The sequence below is a fragment of the Alteromonas sp. 5NW40-0090 genome (assembly GCF_057552975.1).
Window position 1 is genome coordinate 148,453 of the sequence record NZ_BAAJLT010000011.1, and the last position, 18,857, is coordinate 167,309.

General features: G+C 45.3%; 12 protein-coding genes. 10 read left to right on the top strand and 2 right to left on the bottom strand.

Annotation, left to right across the window (positions count from 1 at the left end):
• The first annotated feature begins 100 nt into the window (after positions 1-100).
• Together AC27KT_RS14805 and AC27KT_RS14810 are read left to right on the top strand one after the other, a co-directional pair.
• Entirely contained in the window at positions 101-3,079 is a 2,979-nt protein-coding gene (locus AC27KT_RS14805) for a bifunctional diguanylate cyclase/phosphodiesterase (protein ID WP_487131196.1), read from the top strand.
• Between the two features lie 11 nt (positions 3,080-3,090).
• Complete coding sequence (locus tag AC27KT_RS14810; RefSeq protein ID WP_014950757.1) at positions 3,091-3,465, top strand: PH domain-containing protein; 375 nt, start codon at positions 3,091-3,093, stop codon at positions 3,463-3,465.
• Positions 3,466-3,611: 146 nt separating this feature from the next.
• On the opposite strand, the gene AC27KT_RS14815 is transcribed toward AC27KT_RS14810, so the two are convergent.
• Both AC27KT_RS14815 and AC27KT_RS14820 read right to left on the bottom strand, forming a co-directional pair.
• A complete protein-coding gene (locus AC27KT_RS14815; RefSeq protein ID WP_487131199.1) occupies positions 3,612-5,468 on the bottom strand; it encodes a S8 family serine peptidase in 1,857 nt (618 codons plus the stop codon).
• 206 nt (positions 5,469-5,674) lie between these two features.
• Positions 5,675-7,885, bottom strand: a complete 2,211-nt coding sequence (locus AC27KT_RS14820) for a S9 family peptidase (RefSeq protein ID WP_487131201.1) — start codon at positions 7,883-7,885, stop codon at positions 5,675-5,677.
• A gap of 70 nt (positions 7,886-7,955) precedes the next feature.
• Here AC27KT_RS14820 and AC27KT_RS14825 point away from each other — a divergent pair, with 70 nt between their 5' ends.
• The 8 genes from AC27KT_RS14825 (at position 7,956) to AC27KT_RS14860 (ending at position 18,844) form a co-directional block, all read left to right on the top strand.
• Positions 7,956-8,579 carry an NAD(P)H-binding protein gene (locus tag AC27KT_RS14825; protein ID WP_487131203.1) on the top strand — a complete coding sequence of 208 codons (624 nt, stop codon included), beginning with the start codon at positions 7,956-7,958 and terminating at the stop codon, positions 8,577-8,579.
• A 127-nt stretch (positions 8,580-8,706) separates the two neighbouring features.
• Positions 8,707-9,468: a tRNA1(Val) (adenine(37)-N6)-methyltransferase gene (locus AC27KT_RS14830; protein WP_487131205.1), complete on the top strand. Its 762-nt coding sequence runs from the start codon at positions 8,707-8,709 to the stop codon at positions 9,466-9,468.
• 14 nt (positions 9,469-9,482) lie between these two features.
• Positions 9,483-9,971: a YgjV family protein gene (locus tag AC27KT_RS14835; protein WP_487131207.1), complete on the top strand. Its 489-nt coding sequence runs from the start codon at positions 9,483-9,485 to the stop codon at positions 9,969-9,971.
• 304 nt (positions 9,972-10,275) lie between these two features.
• Positions 10,276-10,848: a hypothetical protein gene (locus tag AC27KT_RS14840; protein ID WP_487131209.1), complete on the top strand. Its 573-nt coding sequence runs from the start codon at positions 10,276-10,278 to the stop codon at positions 10,846-10,848.
• Complete coding sequence (bcsA, locus tag AC27KT_RS14845) at positions 10,826-13,051, top strand: UDP-forming cellulose synthase catalytic subunit (protein ID WP_487131211.1); 2,226 nt, start codon at positions 10,826-10,828, stop codon at positions 13,049-13,051. Before AC27KT_RS14840 ends, bcsA begins: the two co-directional genes overlap by 23 nt.
• Entirely contained in the window at positions 13,048-15,324 is a 2,277-nt protein-coding gene (locus AC27KT_RS14850) for a cellulose biosynthesis cyclic di-GMP-binding regulatory protein BcsB (protein WP_487131213.1), read from the top strand. Before bcsA ends, AC27KT_RS14850 begins: the two co-directional genes overlap by 4 nt.
• Positions 15,318-16,424 carry a family 8 glycosyl hydrolase gene (locus AC27KT_RS14855; protein WP_487131215.1) on the top strand — a complete coding sequence of 369 codons (1,107 nt, stop codon included), beginning with the start codon at positions 15,318-15,320 and terminating at the stop codon, positions 16,422-16,424. Before AC27KT_RS14850 ends, AC27KT_RS14855 begins: the two co-directional genes overlap by 7 nt.
• The gene (locus tag AC27KT_RS14860; protein ID WP_487131217.1) at positions 16,421-18,844 is read left to right on the top strand and encodes a cellulose synthase subunit BcsC-related outer membrane protein; all 2,424 of its coding nucleotides are present in this window, start codon (positions 16,421-16,423) and stop codon (positions 18,842-18,844) included. Before AC27KT_RS14855 ends, AC27KT_RS14860 begins: the two co-directional genes overlap by 4 nt.
• The last annotated feature ends 13 nt before the right edge of the window (positions 18,845-18,857 follow it).

An 18,857-nucleotide genomic window follows, 5' to 3' on the forward strand; every position in this document is an offset into this window, starting at 1 on the left:
GGATAACGCCAGAGCCTATACCACCAAGTGCATAAGACAATTCATATTTATTTCATAATTCTACTTTAGTATACCGGCGCAAGTTACCGGAGACAGGCACATGTTAAGCAAACACAACCATCGTATTTACGCCTTACCTACGGTTTTGTTTCTTTTTCTCACCTTTTTATTCGTTTCTGCGGGCATTTTTATTCAAAACGATGAACGCGCAGCACGTATTTCTAAAGCGCAGTCGGTTGCAGAGCAGGTAAAAATTAGTCTTGAAGTTTTCTCAAGCGAACGTATTCAAGCGCTGCACAACCTTATGCGAAACTGGCCCACCTTTGAACCAAACCAAGTAGACTGGTTTAATGCGCAAGCTTTGTCATTAATGGCTATGCAGAGAGGCTTTTCATCGCTGGTATTTATTGATGCTAGCGGTGAGATAGCGTGGGTGGCAACGCCACCCTCCGGTATTAAAACCCGTATAGACAACAGCTTAATTGGCAATCCTATGGATGCATTGGGCTTAAACATATCGCGTTTGTCCGAGGATTTGGAAAGCACACTTTTGTATTCAGATGCCGCTCAACATCACTTTATCCTTGTAGGCAGGGCCATAAGCCCTCAAGAGCCTGAGCACGGATTTTTGGTGGCGGGGTTCGACGTACAGACTATATTAACCGTGATGTTAGGCGAGTTAGTAGGCCCGCAGTTTAATTTTCGGCTCAAAGCCGACAGTGCAACGCTTTTTCAAAGCGGTGAGTTAGTCAATGATGGCACTACGGTGTCGCTTTTGCCTTTCAACTTTTTAGAACGCAATTTTTCCCTTTCCATGCAGTCTCAGCAAAGTCCATATAATGCTGGCTTGTTAATTATCGTGATTGGCTCGCTTATGTCGGCGCTGGTGAGTTACGTGCTGCACAAGCAGCTTAAAGGAGCGGTTAATTTATCTTTAAGTCAGCAGCGTTATCTCACCGCTAGCGAAGCTTCCCTTGATGCGCTTCTTATTTATCAGCCAACAGATGATGACTTTTCTCTAGTGGAAGCAAACTCATACAGCCGCTATTTATTTCGCGGTTCATGTGATGTATTGCGGTCTATGAGCTTAGCCGAGCAGACGCGCTATTTAGGTTTAAGCAGCGAATTTAAAAACGTCAAAAACGTTGCTGAACTTGGGGTACCTTATGAAGCTCACCTTGCCATCGATAGTGATAAAATTGCGCCTCAATGGATAAAAGTCCAGGTGGTAAAAGCCGGTGATAATATTGCGGTAACCGTAAGAGATGTTACCGAACGTTTTCGCGCCCAGCACGACTTAAAGCGCAGCGAAGAAAAGTATCGCCGCTTAGTTGATGGCATGCACCGCCACTTTGTTTACACCAAAACCGTAGAGCACAACTTTATTTATGTGAGCGCGGGTATTGAAAAGATTTTAGGGTTTAGCGCAGAGGATTTCTGTGCGAACGAGTCGAAATATGTTCGCCAAGTACCTGATGAAACATTTGAAATACGCCAAACCATTGCCCGTGGCCAAAAGCCCGAGCCTTATATTGTGCATTATCAAGGTAAAGTCGGCGAGCCGTTAGCGATTGAGTTTTCAGACACGCCTATCGTCGACGAGCAAGGATTACTGGTTGCCGTTGAAGGCATAGCCCGCGATGTGACGAAAGAGCTGGCGCTGCAGGAAGAAGTGTATTTTCAAGCTAATCATGACCAGTTAACCGGGCTGTTTAATCGCTATGCATTTGATGAAAAACTGCGAGCGATCCTTGATGAAACGAATGAAGCGGCTGGTCAGCAGGGCAAGAGCAAGGCTTTAAATCAACTTAGTCTTAAAAGAGTAGCGAGCATAAACTCGCCTCGCGCTTACCACAAGCAAAGCGTGATGTGCTTTATTGATATGGATAGATTCAAGTTAGTAAACGACAGCTGTGGTCATCCAGCCGGTGATAAGCTACTAAAAGAGATCTCCACCATATTTAGGCAATACGTGAATGGGCAAGACTTGCTTGCCCGAATAGGGGGAGACGAGTTCTGCATTATATTTCGCAATCAAAGTTTGGATGAGGTGACCAAGCGCCTAGACAAGCTTTTATTGGCGATTTCAAATTATCGTTTTGTCTATGACGACAAGTTGTTCTTTGTGGGAGCAAGCATTGGCGTTATCGAGATAAACGAGAGTACACAAAGCGCAGAAGCATTAATTAAAGCGGCCGACAACGCATGTTACAAAGCTAAACACCTGGGGCGAAACCGTTACTTTGTGTTCCATGATAACGACTCACAGATGGCCATTGATGACAGTGAAAACCAGGTGTTACATGCCTTGCATCACGCATTACAAAACGATGGGTTTGAGTTGTATAGCCAAGCTATCATGCCGCTTAACATGCCCTATCAAGAAAAGGCCGCCCAACTTCAGCATTACGAGATTTTGCTTCGTCTAAATGCAAAAGACAGTGGCCTTATAAGCCCAGGCCTCTTCATCCCGTTAGCAGAGCGTCACGGTTTAATGAACAAAGTGGATATGTGGGTGGTAGATAACACCCTTAAAACCCTTGAACGTAACCCCGCTCACATCGATAACGTGGGTAAAGTCGCGATTAATTTATCGGGTATTACATTGGGTGATGAGATGGCGCTGCACAAGATTGCCAAGCGTATGCAAAGTACTTCTGTACCTGCTGAGAAAATTTGTTTTGAGATTACAGAAACAACAGCGGTAACTAACTTAAGCGCTGCAAAACACTTTATTTCCACACTACGCGATTTGGGGTGTAGCTTTGCCTTAGACGACTTCGGTGCAGGTATGTCCTCGTTCACCTACCTTAAAAATCTAGATGTTGATTACGTTAAGATCGACGGCTCCTTTGTGCGAAATATCGTTCACGATCCTATTGATCATGCTACAGTAACTGCGATAAATAATATCGCGCACAGTATGGGTAAACAGACCGTGGCCGAGTTTGTGGTCGATAATGCGACCGCCGAAGTTTTACGAGAGCTTAAAGTAGATTTCGGTCAGGGCTTTGCTTTAGATAAACCCAAGCCACTGGCGCATAGAGTTCAATGGCGAGTTAAACTTGCCTCTGCCTAAAAGGAAATGTCATGGGTTTATTTGATACCATCATGGGTAATGCGAGCGAGACTAGCGCTTCAGACGTTCAAGAAGAGCTTACGCCTATACTTGCTGCTAACGAAACCGTTACTTCTGCGTTTAAGCTAGTGCGCGATTTAAGTGTATTCACGAACAAACGCCTAATTCTTATTGATAAGCAGGGCCTGACCGGGCGTAAAGTGAACTATCACTCCATTCCTTACAAATCTATCACGCAGTTTATCGTTGAGACGGCAGGGCATTTTGATACTGACGCCGAGCTTAAAATCTGGCTGTCGGGTAAAGCCGATCCTATTGAGATTGAACTAAGTGCATCGTCTGCACAGGCGGTACAGCAAAACTTAGCAACGCAAATGTTTAGCTAGGCGCTTTTGCTTAACTAGTTTACGGTTAATGAAAAGAAAGCGGGCAGTGTGAACTGCCCGCTTTTTTAGTTTCTTTCAAATTCAGTTTCGACAATATGTTTGCGAATCATTGCAATTTCATGCCAGAAACATAAACCGCTAAAGCCTTAGAAAACCACGCTAACACTTGCTGAACAGGTAGTAGTGCCGGCCTCACACACTTGGTAACTGTAACTACCGCCGCCTTTAACGTTAAGGGCATCAGTATAAGCGCCATCGTTCGCCGTGGTAGCAATCACGTTGCCGTCGCGATATACATCAACATTTGATGACGTAGCGTCAGCCCAAGAAAGATCCACTCTTTGTGTGCCTTTTACCTTATAGCCATTAGCAGTTAGGGTCAGGTCACCCGTACCTCCCGTGTCACCACCACCTGTATCGCCACCGCCAGTATCGCCACCGCCAGCACAACCATTTTGAGTAAGGTACGTGTTCATATCAGCCGCCTGGGCGATACCATAACCAAAGAAGTCGTCTTTGCCCGCGGCCCCCGCGTCCATCGCGGTTGCTTTAAGTGCACTTCGAATTTCTTCACCTGTACACGTTGGGTGGTTTGACCATACCAGTGCTGCAATACCTGCAACGGCTGGTGTTGCCATTGATGTACCACTCATGTAGCCGTAGTCGCTTGCGCCAATAGAGATATCAATGGTAGATGCTGCAACTAATGCGCTTCTATCTTCGAATGCTGCACCTACAGCAGGGATAGATGTATTGTTTGTATCGCCTAGGGTGCCGTAAAGCATGCCCGGCTCGTTATTTACAATAACAGCACCAATACCACCTGATAATTCACAGTTGTTAACTTTGTCGTAGAACGACACGCTACCACGGTCGATAACACAAACTTTGCCTGCTGCGCCGGTATCTACCGTATCACCTAAGCCAAGAAAGTAAGTCGCCGCTGATACTGTACCAGTGTTTTCCATCGCCGATGATGCAAAGCCAACCCCGTCAGCGCTCATTGCAGATAGTGACGCACCACCTGCTGGATAGGTAGATAGAGTATCTACACCACCTGCTGTGACTTCTACACAGATGGTCTCGTCGGTAGTAACGCGTTTACCACGACCTGTGGTGCACGACGGATACTGAGAGAAATCAGCAATGTTATTGTCGGCGTCGTTAGCACCAATCATCATTACTGACGAGTAGCCTGCAGGGTAAGAACGCACGCTATTACCATCATTACCTGCTGCAGCCACAGCCAGACCGCCTGCCGCAACGAAGTCTTTAAACGCATTTTCTTCTGTAGAGTTTGCACCGCCGCCACCAAGGCTCATGTTAATAATATTGGCACCAGCTTGAGAACAAAGCTGTGCTGCTTGCGCTAGATCTGATGAATAGCCCCAGCCAGAAGCGTTAAATACTTTGATGATGTGCATATCAACACCAGGTGCCATGCCCACTACACCAAGGCCGTTATCTGCCGCGCCGATGGTACCTGCCACGTGTGTGCCGTGAGGACCGCCGTTTTCAAACCAGTTGCCTGTACCAACATCGTTATCACCGGTAATCGCAGACCAATTAAAATCAGCATTCGATGAATCTAGCCCCGAGTCGATGACACATACTTTCATGCCAGCGTTGCTATCAAATACAACCTGATCAGCTTGTGATTGATAAACCGCATAGGGTGTTAATTGGGTTTGTGTTGGATCGCCCGCGTCGTCGTTAAAAAGCGCTAGCGGTACACGTTTTTGGTCAGCTTCAACCAGTTTTACATGTGGATTGTTAAGTAAGCCTTTTACGTCGTCTAGTGACTTACCGCTGAAGGTTGCAGCAATAAAGCCGTCGGCATCAACGTGTATTTCTGCACCAGACTGTTTTGCAAGTGCTTTGACAATGCCTTTGGCGTTGTTGTCTACTTGAATAATATAACGGTCGTTGTCTGCAAGAGCGCCGAAGCTTGAAAGTGCCAAGCCAGCAGCGATTAAAGAAGGGGTAAATTTATTATTTTTCATAGGTACCACACTATTTCACCTGTTGTTCGTTCCCACCTTTTTGATTGTTTTTTGTGGTGGGTAAGCAAAATGCTCGTTTTTGAACCTACACTATGAAAAAAAATTTAACAAACCTTGTAGCAAAAAATTATTATAAAGTTTAATAACCAAAAAAAAGGGTATAAAGATAAGTTCTCTTTATACCCTTATATTTCATTTACTTATTGCTACTTAATCGTTCTATTGAAAAAGTTAGTTATGGTTTTGTATAAGTGAATGCCCGTTTGCTTACCACGGATGCTGTGCTTCTTGCCCGGGTAATCCATAGTTTCAAATGGAATTGCCAAGTCTTGAAGGTGCTTGTAGAGCATGGTTGAATGGGTAAACAACACGTTGTCATCTGCCATGCCGTGGTAAATCAAGAGGTCGCCTTTCAAGTCCTTTGCGTAAGGGAATACTGAAGATGCGGTGTAGGCATCGTCATCCGTATTTGGGTTGCCCATGTAGCGTTCAGTGTAGTGGGTATCGTATAAGCGCCAGTCGGTCACCGGCGCACCTGACACGCCCGCTGCGAAGTAATCGCCCGCTTTGAACATGGTCATTAGCGTCATGTAGCCGCCATAGCTGTGGCCATGAACACCAATACGCTCAGCGTCAACGTAGTCAAGCGTACGCAAGAACTCTACGCCTGCAACCTGATCGTCCACTTCAATAAAGCCCATTTTTTTATAAATAGGATCTTCAAAGCCTTTACCGCGATAGTTAGAGCCGCGGTTATCTAACGTAAATACTACATAACCTTGGTCAACCCAGTGTTGGAAAAGCAAACCACGGTTACCCGCCCAGCTGTTTGTTACCACTTGTGCGTGCGGGCCGCCGTAAAGGTAAACAATAACAGGGTGCTTCTGTTTAGGGTTTTGCTTGGCACTGTCAGGCGTGTAAATTCGATACTTAAGGGTTGCACCATCCTTAGTGGTGATGTCACCAAACTCAGGTGCCGTCCAGCTATCCATGTAAGCGTGCAGAGGGTGGCCTTCTTCAACTTTGTTTTCTTCAAGCCAGGTAATTCGCTCGCCAGTGGCGCTATTTAGGCTAACTTGTGCAGGAGAGTTAATCGTTGAGAAACGGTCAATAAAGATAGAGGCATCTTTGCTAAATGCCGCGCTGTGATACGCGCCTAGTTCAGTGATACGCGAAATTTCGCCGCCATCTAAAGGTACGCTGTAAACATGACTTTCTAGTGGTGTGTCTTTGCGGCCAGAGAAGAACAAGCGGTTATTTGCGGTATCAATGGCTTCAACGCTATCAACTACCCAATCACCTTTGGTTAACTGCTTAACCATTTCGCCGCTGTTGTTAAATAGGTAAAGGTGTTTAAAACCGTCGCGCTCTGACGCCCAAATAAATTGGCCTTTGTCTTTTAGGAAGTAAAGGTCGTCATGCAGGTTTACCCACGTGTTGCTTGATTCTGTAAGCAGCACGTTTTCTTTTTTGCTGTTAAGGTCAAACGCGCGCAGCTCTAACGTTTGCTGATCACGCGTTTGCCACTGGTAGGTAAAGGTAGTGCTATTTGGCATCCACTTACCGCGGGCAAAATAAATGTCTTTGTCTTTACCTAAATCAACCCAGGTGCGATCGCCAGAGTTGATGTCTTGAATAGCAAGTTCAACCAATACGTTTGGCGTCCCCGCTTTTGGGTATTTTTGTTCAATAAGTTTGATGTCGTCAGCATAGATTTCAGAACGCGTGATCACGTCTACTGGGCTTTCATCAACCTTGGTAAAAGCAATTTTAGTTTCATCTGGCGACCACCAATATCCGGTCATGCGGCCCATTTCTTCTTGGGCTACAAACTCAGCCATACCAAATTTTATGTTGCCGCCGCCTTCTTTGGTAATTGCTGTCTCTTTCCCTGACTCTATATGTTTAACATAAAGGTTCTGGTCGCGGATAAAAGAAATATAGTTGCCTTTTGGTGATAATTTAATATCAGTTTCAAATGCTTCAGTATCAAGAAGCTGTTTTGCGCCTTTTTCGCCTAACTTGTGATAGAAAACGTCTCCGCCCAGCGGGAATAACAGCGCTTTACCATCGTCTGACCATTGGTAGCTAACAATGCCGCTACCAGATAAGCGCATACGCTCACGTCGCGCTTTTTCTTCATCAGACAGGACTTCTTCGCCGCTTTGAAGGTCGTTTGAGTCGAACAGCATGCGAGTTTGACCACTTTCAATGTGATATTCCCACAGATCTAAGCGTTCGTAGTCGGTTTGCTTACCTTTAAGGAATGTTACTCGTTGACCATCGGGTGACACTTTTAATGAGCGGGGGGCATCGCCATCAAGAGAAGGTGAAGAGAAAATACGCTCGATTGTGAGCGTTTCAGCGTTTAAAGCAGTAGAGAGCATAGCGGCTCCAATTAAAAGGGCTTTTTTCATTTTTATCTGCATAATTGACTGTCGAAGGTTTGATTGTAGTTATATCAATTTATGATACAAGGTGCGACGTATGAAATCCGCAATGGTGCTAGGAGCGACAGGTTTAGTAGGACGAACGCTTGTAAATATGCTGTTACAGGACAGACGGTACAACGAAGTAACCTGCTTAGTCAGAAAGCCACTTTCTTCTAGCATGTTTAACGACCCCCACAAACGCTTAAAGCCTGTGGTTATCGACTTTAACAACTTACAAGACTACCAAGGTTACTTTAGCGTAAACCATGTGTATTGCTGCCTAGGAACTACACTCAAAAAGGCGGGGTCCAAACAAGCCTTTCGCCGCGTTGATTTTGAGTATGTGCATGTTGCCGCACAGCTTACCCGTGCACAGCGCGCAGACAGCTTTGTGTGGATATCTTCGGTTGGCGCTGATGCTAAAAGCAGTAACTTTTATTTACGCGTAAAAGGTGAGCTTGAAAACGCGATCATGCGAATGCCGCAATTACCTCATGCCTCTGCAGTGCGTCCATCGTTGTTGTTAGGCAGTCGTGATGAGTCGAGAACACTAGAAGATATAGCGCAGAAAACCGCGCCTATTTGGCAAAGCATTATGAAAGGGCCGCTAAAGAAATTCCGCCCGGTTCATGCTGTTGATGTGGCCAGGAACATGATGTCGCTGCAGCGCTGGCAGTAAATGTCACAACGTTAACGTGAAGCACAACCCGACTTGGTATAGAATGCGCGGCTTTTAACGCATTAGGTAATATGACTTTCTTATGTTCCGCTGTAAACAATTCACCGTAGCGCAGGACAATTGCGCCATGAAAGTGAACACTGACAGCCTAATTTTAGGAAGTTGGGCTGAGCCAGGTACGGCGACGCATATCCTAGATATTGGAACAGGGAGTGGCATTCTTGCGCTGATGATGGCGCAAAAGTCGGAGCATAGTTTTCATAGTAGTGCCGATGAACAGCGTATTGATAATCAGCGAGCCGTTCGAATAGACGCGATAGAAATTGATGAAGATGCAACCGCGCAGGCCGCGTTGAATTTTAAAAATTCAAAGTGGGCTAACCAATTATTTGCCCGCTGTTGTGATGTAAATAGTTTTACATCGCCCTATTTGTACGATGTCGTCATTTCAAATCCGCCTTACTTCGACTCGCCCGCCAAACGTTCAAATGCTTACAACCAGCAGAGCCAGTCTCGAAATTTGGCAAGGCAGACTTTGGCGCTTAGTGCAGAAGAGTTTTTTGAGGTCAGCCAAGAAATGCTTGAATTAAACGGGCATTTGTATTGCGTTTATCCTTTTTCGCTAGAAGCAAGGGTAATTCAGATCGCCGCTTCCCATGGCTTCGCGTTAGAAAAGCAGCTTTACGTCAGGCATGAATCTAACAGCGCTCCTTACCTTTGTGCATTCCACTTTAGAAAGCTAGCGTTAACTTCCACATTATCGCCAATTGAAAATGTCGGGGTAATTACTGAAGAGGCGAGTAAGACAACATTAACGATTAGAGACGCGCAGGGCAATTACACAATTGAATACAAAGCCCTTTGTCAGCCTTTTTACCTTAAATTTTGAATGAGCTTTTATAAATGAACATAATCGCAGAAGGCTTTGGCGCGATAGCCGTTGTATTGAATTTTATTGGGTATCGCCAAACCAATGTAGACAGATATTTGCTTATTTCTGCCTTTGCCTTGAGCGCACTTAGCGTGCACTTTTTTATGCTAGACGCTATGGCCGCAGGCATCGGTACTCTACTTGCCAGCGTTCGTAACTTCATTGCGATCAAACACAGAAGCAACGCTATTTTATTTTTCTTTGTTGCAGTGAATTTAGGCTTTCTGGCTTATGAATGGTTTGTACTAGATCACAGCTGGATCATTTTCATTGCCTATGCGTCGTCACTTATTTTCACAGTGGGTTCACTGGTTATTCGCAACACACATACTATTAGAAAAGTCTTTCTTCTAGCTGAAACTTTGGGGCTGCTGTATGCCATTTCTGTAGGAAGTATTTTCGGCACGGTATTCAATGTAAGCAATTTGATCAGTATTTTAAGTAAGCTGCGCAAACCCTAGTTAAAACCTTCAATACCTTTATCTAATCAATTAGTCTAATTTCCCTCTCATTTTGCTCAAAAAAAGATCAGTTTCCGATGGTTAGAATTCTTAAAAATACTTAACCAAACGGTCAACAAATATCATATCAAATCTCTGCGCGCCTTATTTTTAAAGGGGTATACCAAAGTTCAATGGGCTAAAGTTCAATATCTTTATCCAAATATAAGCGTATCATTTCTAATCAGTAAGTATGGTTTCAGCAATTTTTCCTCTGAATATGTGGAAGTAGACTCAACGTGTAGTAATGAGGGGAGTATGCGCAGTGAAATTAGTGGAAAATACACAACAATCTAATCAGTCTGACTTGCTTGAGCAATCGTTTCAAAGTGCGATAGACAAAGGCACTGCGGTTAACGTATTTGAGCGCGCGAGGCATTTTCGCAATGCTGTTTCGGCAAGTGAGCAACCTCGTCTAGTTGAGACTCGAACAAGTCTAGAAACAGAAAACCTGTGGAAGAAACGTCTCAACCTGCTACTTGATGCAGAGAATAAACTTATTAAAGTTATACGCTTACGTAAAATTACTGGTATATTTACGGTATTGAGCACGGCTATGTTTTTATTTTCCCTGTACTTAGCACCGTCTATGTCGCCAGTCGTTTTCTATGTTCTAAGTGCGGTCGCCGCTTTCGGAGTTGCGACGTACCCAGCGTGGTTCTTAGTATCTAAGAGCGACAGAAAGCGCAGAGATCATATCTCTAGTTTGTTTTACAAGAGCAATCATGAGGTAGAGATCGCAGACGGAAAGATGACGTTAATCAACAGGGCGAACTATGCAAGTGTAACGCACATACACATTCTGGATCGCAACGTTGGATCATTCGCAAACACATAAACATCACTACACGTCACACCTTACTGCTGTTTTACTAGTAGCGTCGTTCGTTCTTGGGGCGCTACTTTTGGCTCCGATGGATGCACTCGGGCAACTCCTGGCTTCCGTTACTATTCTCATTTTCATATCGCTTTGCAGTAAAGAAGCCAGGCATTCTCAAAAATACCAGAACTTATTCAGAGTACTTGCGCTCGTTCTCGCCATAGCACTTAGCGTGAGGTATTTATTATGGCGTGGTATTTATACGCTCACTTATTCTGATGTGCTTTCTATGATTGCAGTTTGGCTATTGTTTGGCGCAGAAATTTACGCTGGGATAACTTCCGTATTGGGCGCAATCGTGAATGCTTTTCCTTTAAGTCGTCCTCTTCTGACATTGGAAGGTAAAGACAAATCTACGCTGCCGAGCGTTGACGTAATGATCCCAAGTTATAACGAAGATGAAGAGATATTAGAGGTCACAATTCGTGCCGCACAAATGCTGGATTATCCAAAGGATAAGCTTTACATCCATTTGCTTGACGACGGCGGAACAGATCAAAAAATCAATGCAGATAATCCGGTTTCAGCGGCTTCAGCAAAGCAGCGAAGACAGGACCTCCAGGCGCTTTGTTCGCGCCTTGGTGTTACGTATCACACGCGTGAAAAAAATGAATTCGCCAAGGCGGGTAATGTTAATAGCGCAATACACAACACTACGGGTGAGTTAATTGTAATTCTTGATGCAGATCATGTGCCCACTTCAGATTTTCTAGATAGAACTGTCCCTTGGATGCTTAGAAATGAAAAAGTGTTCTTAGTTCAGACTCCTCATTTTATGGCTAATCCCGATCCGGTAGAACGAAACTATTTCTCGGCATTTACCCGTATGCCGTCTGAAAATGACATGTTCTATGGCACCATCCAAAAGGGGCTAGACTATTGGGGGAGCTCATTCTTTTGCGGCTCGGCTGCTTTAATGCGAAGGAAGCATCTGGACTTGGTGGGGGGGATCTCGGGTGATTCTATTACAGAGGATGCAGAAACTGCGCTTGATTTGCATAAAATGGGCTATGAATCAGTATATGTTGATCGGCCAATGGTAAGCGGACTCGCCCCTGAAACATTTGATGCATTCATTCAGCAACGTATGCGTTGGGCGCAGGGAATGACGCAAATTTTATTATTAAAAAAACCATTCAAAGCGGAAGGCCTGAAATGGCACCAGCGGGTGGGTTACATGAGTTCAATCATGTTTTGGCTGTTTCCTTTCGCCCGTATTATTTTCTTGCTAATGCCGCTAGCATATTTGGTTTTTGGGCTTCAGGTGTATCACGCGTCATTACTTGAAATCTTTGCCTTCACTATACCTCACGTTATCGCTACCTACATGATATCAACCATGCTTTTTGGTCGAACTCGATGGCCGCTGGTCTCAGAATTATATGAAATATTACAATGTGCTTTTACGTTGAATGCCTTGGTAAAAGTCTTCCTAAAACCTCGCGCTCCTTCTTTTGTTGTAACGCCCAAAGGAGAAAGCCTGGAAAAGACATTTGTGTCGCCACTTTCAACCGTATTTTATTGGCTTATTCTGGTCATCACTTTCGCACTAGGCTCTGGTGTTTATAAATTTATCACTGAGCCGATCACCCGAGAATTAACCGTAGTGGTAATGCTTTGGAACGTGTTCAATTTAATATTACTGCTGTCTGTACTCAGTGTATTATTAGAAAGAAAACAAGTTCGTAGCCAGGCACGCTTGCCCGCTACCAATAGTGTGGTTATCAAGAGTGAGAACGGTCAAGGATGGGTGGGTGATTTAGTAGACATGTCGCTTGGCGGGGCTCGGCTTCGATTAAAGGGAGAAGGTGCTTACGTGCCCGAGGGCGCGATATTAACCTCATGGAGCCACGCACTAAGTAGAAACGTACATATCCCTATAAATGTGCTGCATTACGATAGTAAGTCAAAAATGCTCCGTGTACGCTTTATGCCTCAAACCGAAGAACAAGAAAACGAAGTCGTCGCTTATTCACTGTGTGATAGTCTGCGCTGGCTGTCGTTTCAACGAAGAAGAACAAGGGCTATCTCTTACTGGTTCGGCGCAAAACATGTGTTGAAAGTTGGGTTAAAGCCTGTTTTATTGCATTTGCTTGTATTGATTGGGAAATTCGCCATGAAATTAGGCTTGCTTGCTAAACTGGCAAAGGAAAAACAATGATAAAAAAATACCTTATGTTTATCGTATGCTTGTGCATGTCTTTTACCCTAGCGGCGCAAACCGACACGTATCGATTAACCGACTTCTTTGGCGGTGAAAGTACCGTGCGCTTACAGGGAAAATCTGCCTCTATTGATATACCAATCCCCCTAAGCTCAGTCACTGATGTAGATAGCGCCTTATTGACATTAGAAGTGGTTAGCTCTCAGGCATTAATTAAAAAGCGTTCTCAGCTGTATGTGAGATTTAATAATGCGACCATTGGACAGATTGCGTTCGACCCAGACAGACCTTCTCTTGTCTCTGAAATTGCGATCCCCACTTCATTATGGCGAGCCGGGTTTAACTCTCTGACACTAGCGGTGAGTCAGCACTACGCCGAGCAATGTGTTGATGGCAGTGCACCTGAGTTGTGGAGCGAAATCAATGCATACAACTCAACGCTAAAAATTGCGACGTCGGTAATTGAAAAGCGCTTCACGTTAGATGAGCTCAGCGGGTTCTTTAATCCAGGAATTGGCGGACAGCGAAACGTTCAGCTATACACAGCGCGTGAAGCTGATGCTCAAATTAGATATCAGACACTTTCCATTGTTGCGCAAGCACTGTCTCTTAGGAATCAATATCAGCCGCTGATTATCGAGCATGACAGCTTTGATGATGGTTACGTTTTGCCCCAGCTAGAAGACACAGAAAATAGTTTTTGGAACGACCAAAATGTTGCTCGTTACGAGCGTACTGCATGGTATCTCAAAGCCAAGCAAAAGCAGCCTGTTCATATTCTAGTTGGTACAGTCGACGCGTTATCACCTGTGTTATCTGACGAAGTGATTAACGACATAGATGGCGCGTTTCTAAAAGCACAGCGGACACCAGCGTTTGTTAAGGACAGCAAGGTTATTGTACCGGCTAGCTACCGTCTTATTGTCAGCGGTACTACGCAAGATGAAGTACTTGAAGCAGCGAAAGCCTTGGCGGTAATGGACGATGCGATCAACCCTATTTCACAAGTCACCGTACTTTCACAGTCACAAATGCAGGCGGAAACGCTGCAGCGTCATCGCATTCTGAACCCTGACAATCACTACACATTCCAAGACTTTGGTGTGGCGACCACTCAATTTAGGGATGAGGGGAACTTCACTAAACGGGTGTCATTCAGATTGCCTGCAGATTTTTATGTGCCTGAAAACGCGAGCGTGAGCTTGCTCTTAGACTTTGGGTATGGCGCAGGTTTTGGACCTGGTTCGGTTATGAATGTCAGTGTGAACGACGAACTTGTACACGGTTTGTCTCTTAATAATATTAACGGACAATCCTACCGAGACTATCAGCTAAGAATACCTGCACGGTTCTTCAAAGGCGGGACGAATAATTTAGACTTTTCGGTAACCATGAGAGCGCCATTGGCAGGCGTACCTTGTGATGATATACCTGGTTCCCACCTCGTATTCCAACTTGATGATTCTTCGGCTATTAAGCTCCCTGATGCAGGAAACGTGGCAGTTCAGCCTAGTCTCGTTTTGCTTTCAGAAACCGCTTACCCGTTTGCCCGCTTTAAGTCAGCCCCATCGTCAACCATTGCTATTCCTTCAGATGACTACTTAGATACAGCGTTGACTCTTTCAGCAAAATTAGCGCAAGTAGCTCAAGTGCCTTTACTAAATGTGAAAATAGCAACTGGAAACGACATTGCAACCGAAGGCTCTGTGATTGTTCTAGGCACCCCTGAAAGCTTAACGAATATCGAGCAGTCTGAATTCAGTACGGCTATTGAGGCAACGAAACGCTGGTCTTATCGGTTACAGAATAATCTTTACAATCGCGTAAGAAACCTGACTGACGATCAGTCTTTCAAAGAAATGCGCGTAGACGGCCATACAGTTCAAGAAAGCGACTTAGGCGAGCAAGCTGTGCTTACTGCACAGGCAAACCCAGTTTCATCACGAACCGATACCTTGTTCATTATTGCAGCACAGACGCCAGAGCTTCTTCAAGCTAGAGTCGAGGACCTAGTTAGTTTGTCGATGTGGGGGCAGATGGCAGGGGATTTCTTCGCATGGAAAGATGGTCTTTCGCCATCACTCGTCATGCAGGTAAGCGATAAATATGAAGTGGGTGAAGCCGACGACAGCTGGCTGCATTTACGACTATGGCTGTCTAACAACCCGTGGTATTGGTTAATAGGCTTTATATTGGTTGTATTTGTTGTGAGCCTACTTATTTACCTGTTGCTTAAACGCAGAAATAAACAAGTGCAAGACTCATGGTAAAGCTGCATTACGCAACAAAAGCGACGCTAGTGATAGGTGTTTTATTCCTGTTGGCGTCGTGCTCTACCAAGGATGATAGCGAATTCAAGTCTCAGTACATAGCGTACAAGGCATTGTTTGTTGACGGTGGGCGCGTAGTAGACACGGGAAATGATGATGTGTCTCACAGTGAAGGGCAAGGGTACGGTATGCTCTTTGCCGTCGCCGCCAACGATAAAGACACCTTTGATGCATTATGGCACTGGACCCAACGTACGCTCATGCGAGAAGACGGGCTCTTTAGCTGGCGCTACCGACCTTGTGTGGATAATTCATCCTCTTGTATTGATGACCCTAATAATGCCTCTGATGGTGAGATTCTTATTGCCTGGGCATTATTGCGTGCAAGTGAAAAGTGGGGCGTTAGTAAGTATGAGGAGGCCGCCAGGAATATTGTACGTGCTGTAGAGCAGAAACTTTTGGTGGTGAATAATAACAGTGTCGTGCTCTTGCCAGGGGAATACGGATTTGCATCTGACCAAACAGGAAATGCCAGCCTTCAGCTAAATCTGTCCTATTGGGTTTTTCCCGCCATAACTGACCTGTCTTCGCTGTCGGACACTCCGTCACGTTGGGAAAGCCTGTTCGAATCGGGCTTGATCTTGCTGTCTAATATGCAGTTTTCTTCCTATCAATTGCCCAGTGATTGGGTGCGCTTTACCCCTAATAGTGCTGAGTCCGATAACAGTAAAATTGGTGCGTTAAGTTTAGATAATGTGATATCGCCCGAGTTTGGTTTTAATGCGATCCGTATACCGCTTCAGCTTGCATGGTCCCCACGTTTTCGCCAAAACGCTAGGTTAACTGAGAAGCTACTTTCTCCCTACTATGCATGGTGGGCGATAACGCCTACGCCAGCTACCATCAACCTGTTAAACGAGGAAACCGCTGAGTACGAAATGTCTAAGGGAATGCGTTCAGTGCAGATGGCCGTAAACAGCTTGATGAAATCAGAAGAAAAGCAAAGGCCAGAGTGGCCTGAGATCAATCGAAACATGGATTATTACTCGGCAAGTTTAACGCTGCTTTCTATGCTAGCAGTTTTGGATAACGCATCGTGAAAACTCGGCTTACTCGCACGTCTTTGTATCTGGCACTAGGCGCTTTGGCCACGTCACTTGTGTCGGTGCAGGCATACGGACAAGCTAAAACAACGTACAAAGAAAAAGATCTGGGTATATTACCTGCACAACAAGAACAGCCAGATCTAACAGGGCTTTGGTACCATATTAATGAGCGACAGATTCAGCAAGCCAATGAAGAGTTTACGCGCTTAAAAGCTCGTTACCCTGCATGGCAGGTGCCACAAGAAGTCGAAACCGAACTAAACAGAATAAACGGCCGCTTAAAAGGTACTATCAAGTCTGTAGTTTCAGAGCCAAGAGAATCGCTTCAGGCTTTAAAAAAGCAGCCAGATAAGCCCGCTTCTAAAGCCCTCCCGCTCGAACAATTTGCTCAGTTAACGCCGAAAGCCAGAGCAAATACGCCGAAGCAAAAAGTAGAAACGCTTATTGCATTGAGCAATCAAATTAAGCGTACTGATTTTTACTTGCTTATGGGGTGGACAGCCATTGATAAAGGCATGTTAAAAATGGCAACGCAGCAGTTCTCTCAGGCCCTACAATCGGCAGTTCGGGATATCGATAAACAATCCGCTCAACAAGGCCTTAACAGTATCACTGGTATTGAGCTACAGCAGGCATTGTTTTTGCGCGATACGACAGCGCTGGAGCAGTTTCTCAAATCTGATAACAGCGGCTACGTGAAAGAAGTGCTGAAGGGCGCGGCATGGCAACAATATGACTCGAAAAATTACGACTTTGCCGACGCGCTATTTAGTTTGGTAAACGATAACGAAGGCAGGTATTTATCACTTAGCGCGCAAAGCAGCGACACGGCCAAGCAAAGCGCGTTTGACCTAGCATGTAGTATCAATACTGAGGTTTTCATTCGACGCTGTGCTGATGCACTGGCTAGCCAACAGGCTCTTTTTTACGATACGCGGCGCTATAAGCAAAGTATTGAGTCAGGCGATGCACTTGCCCGTTTGAGACCTTTAAGTGTAGATGAGCAAGCACTAATTGGATGGGCTGCTAAAGAGATAAAAGACACCACAACCGCCACCGCAGCGTTCGAGCGAGTGCTAGCGAAGACGCCAACCGATACGGTAATTGCTAATGAATTGGTTACAATTAATCAAGACGACGGAGCCACACTGAACCGATTGGCGCTGAGATACAGTGCGGTAAAAAGCATATTGCAAGAACGTACCACACGTAACGCCTGGCCCAGAAAACAGTTTTGGCTAGCTTATCAAAATCGCGATGCGCGGGGAGTTACAGCACAAACTAAAGATGGCCTAAGTGCAGTCTACGGTATTAATACTCGCAGTCGAAGCGGGAGTGAGGGACTCGGTAATTTCGATGTTCTGTCGCAATATGTTGGTGTTGGCAGCGGTTATGAAAACTGGCTGTGGCAAGTATCGCTCGACTATAAGCAATTCTACAGCGGTCGCCCTCAAGTTGGCGACTGGTTTGGTAACGACCAATTGAGTGGAGCATTTTCGGGAATAAGCGGCTTTGAAGATAAGGGGCTTCGCGCCGAAGCGCATTACCAGGCACCTGATTTCAATTTTTACGCTAATCTTGAATATGCCATGTTCGATCAACCCGTTGGCGCTAAAGTAACGGGGCAGATATCTGCAACCAAATTTCTTACCAGTACAACGGTAGCTGCAACCTTATTTAGAAAGGCAAAAGAAGACAGCTTGTTAAGTCAAACCGGAACCTTCAATGCTGATCACGCGAAACCTTGGGGATACGTGATAGAAAGTGGCATAAGAGGGTTAGTAGCGCATGCAGTCGCCGACAACTGGTCTGTTGCAGGTACTGCTCAGGTTAGTCGCTTAGAAGGCGAGCAGGTTGCCGATAATAGTGCGTTCTCTCTACGGGGTGATGTGAGTTACGATATTGCTACCATAATATCTCCCATGCTTGATTATTGGCGTGTAGGGCCATTCTTGAGCTATACAAGCTATGATAAAAATCCAAGCGGCTTTACGGTCGGCAATGGTGGCTACTTTAGCCCCAGTCAGTTTGTCAGCATCGGGGGCTATTCAGAGCTGTTAACGCTTGAGGCGCTAAACTGGCAAGTTAAACTTCGAAGTTCACTTGCGCTTTCACGTGTTGAACAAGACGATGAACTGCGCTTTCCGATTGGAGGTGCATTTCCAACGGCAGACGAGAACGCGACCCTTGGTGAAAGCTCAGATACGGGTTTAAGCGGAAATTTTATGGCTGAAGGTCAGTATCGAATCAATCACAACTGGATTGTGGCTGGGTACATAGGAAAAGCATTTGCGGTTGAGTACCAAGCATTTGAAGCGGGTATTCAGGTAAGGTGGCGAGAAGGGCAAGGCGGCGGTGTAACAAGCGATGAACTGTTGCTGTCTTCGCCGAGATTAAGCGGCTTTGCACTATAAAGCCGCTTTTGTC

Bases quoted from the DNA above. Each gene is read 5' to 3' on its own strand.
- AC27KT_RS14805 (WP_487131196.1), top strand. From the start codon at position 101: ATGTTAAGCAAACACAACCATCGTATTTACGCCTTACCTACGGTTTTG.
- AC27KT_RS14810 (WP_014950757.1), top strand. From the start codon at position 3,091: ATGGGTTTATTTGATACCATCATGGGTAATGCGAGCGAGACTAGCGCT.
- AC27KT_RS14815 (WP_487131199.1), bottom strand. From the start codon at position 5,468: ATGAAAAATAATAAATTTACCCCTTCTTTAATCGCTGCTGGCTTGGCA.
- AC27KT_RS14820 (WP_487131201.1), bottom strand. From the start codon at position 7,885: ATGAAAAAAGCCCTTTTAATTGGAGCCGCTATGCTCTCTACTGCTTTA.
- AC27KT_RS14825 (WP_487131203.1), top strand. From the start codon at position 7,956: ATGAAATCCGCAATGGTGCTAGGAGCGACAGGTTTAGTAGGACGAACG.
- AC27KT_RS14830 (WP_487131205.1), top strand. From the start codon at position 8,707: ATGAAAGTGAACACTGACAGCCTAATTTTAGGAAGTTGGGCTGAGCCA.
- AC27KT_RS14835 (WP_487131207.1), top strand. From the start codon at position 9,483: ATGAACATAATCGCAGAAGGCTTTGGCGCGATAGCCGTTGTATTGAAT.
- AC27KT_RS14850 (WP_487131213.1), top strand. From the start codon at position 13,048: ATGATAAAAAAATACCTTATGTTTATCGTATGCTTGTGCATGTCTTTT.
- AC27KT_RS14855 (WP_487131215.1), top strand. From the start codon at position 15,318: ATGGTAAAGCTGCATTACGCAACAAAAGCGACGCTAGTGATAGGTGTT.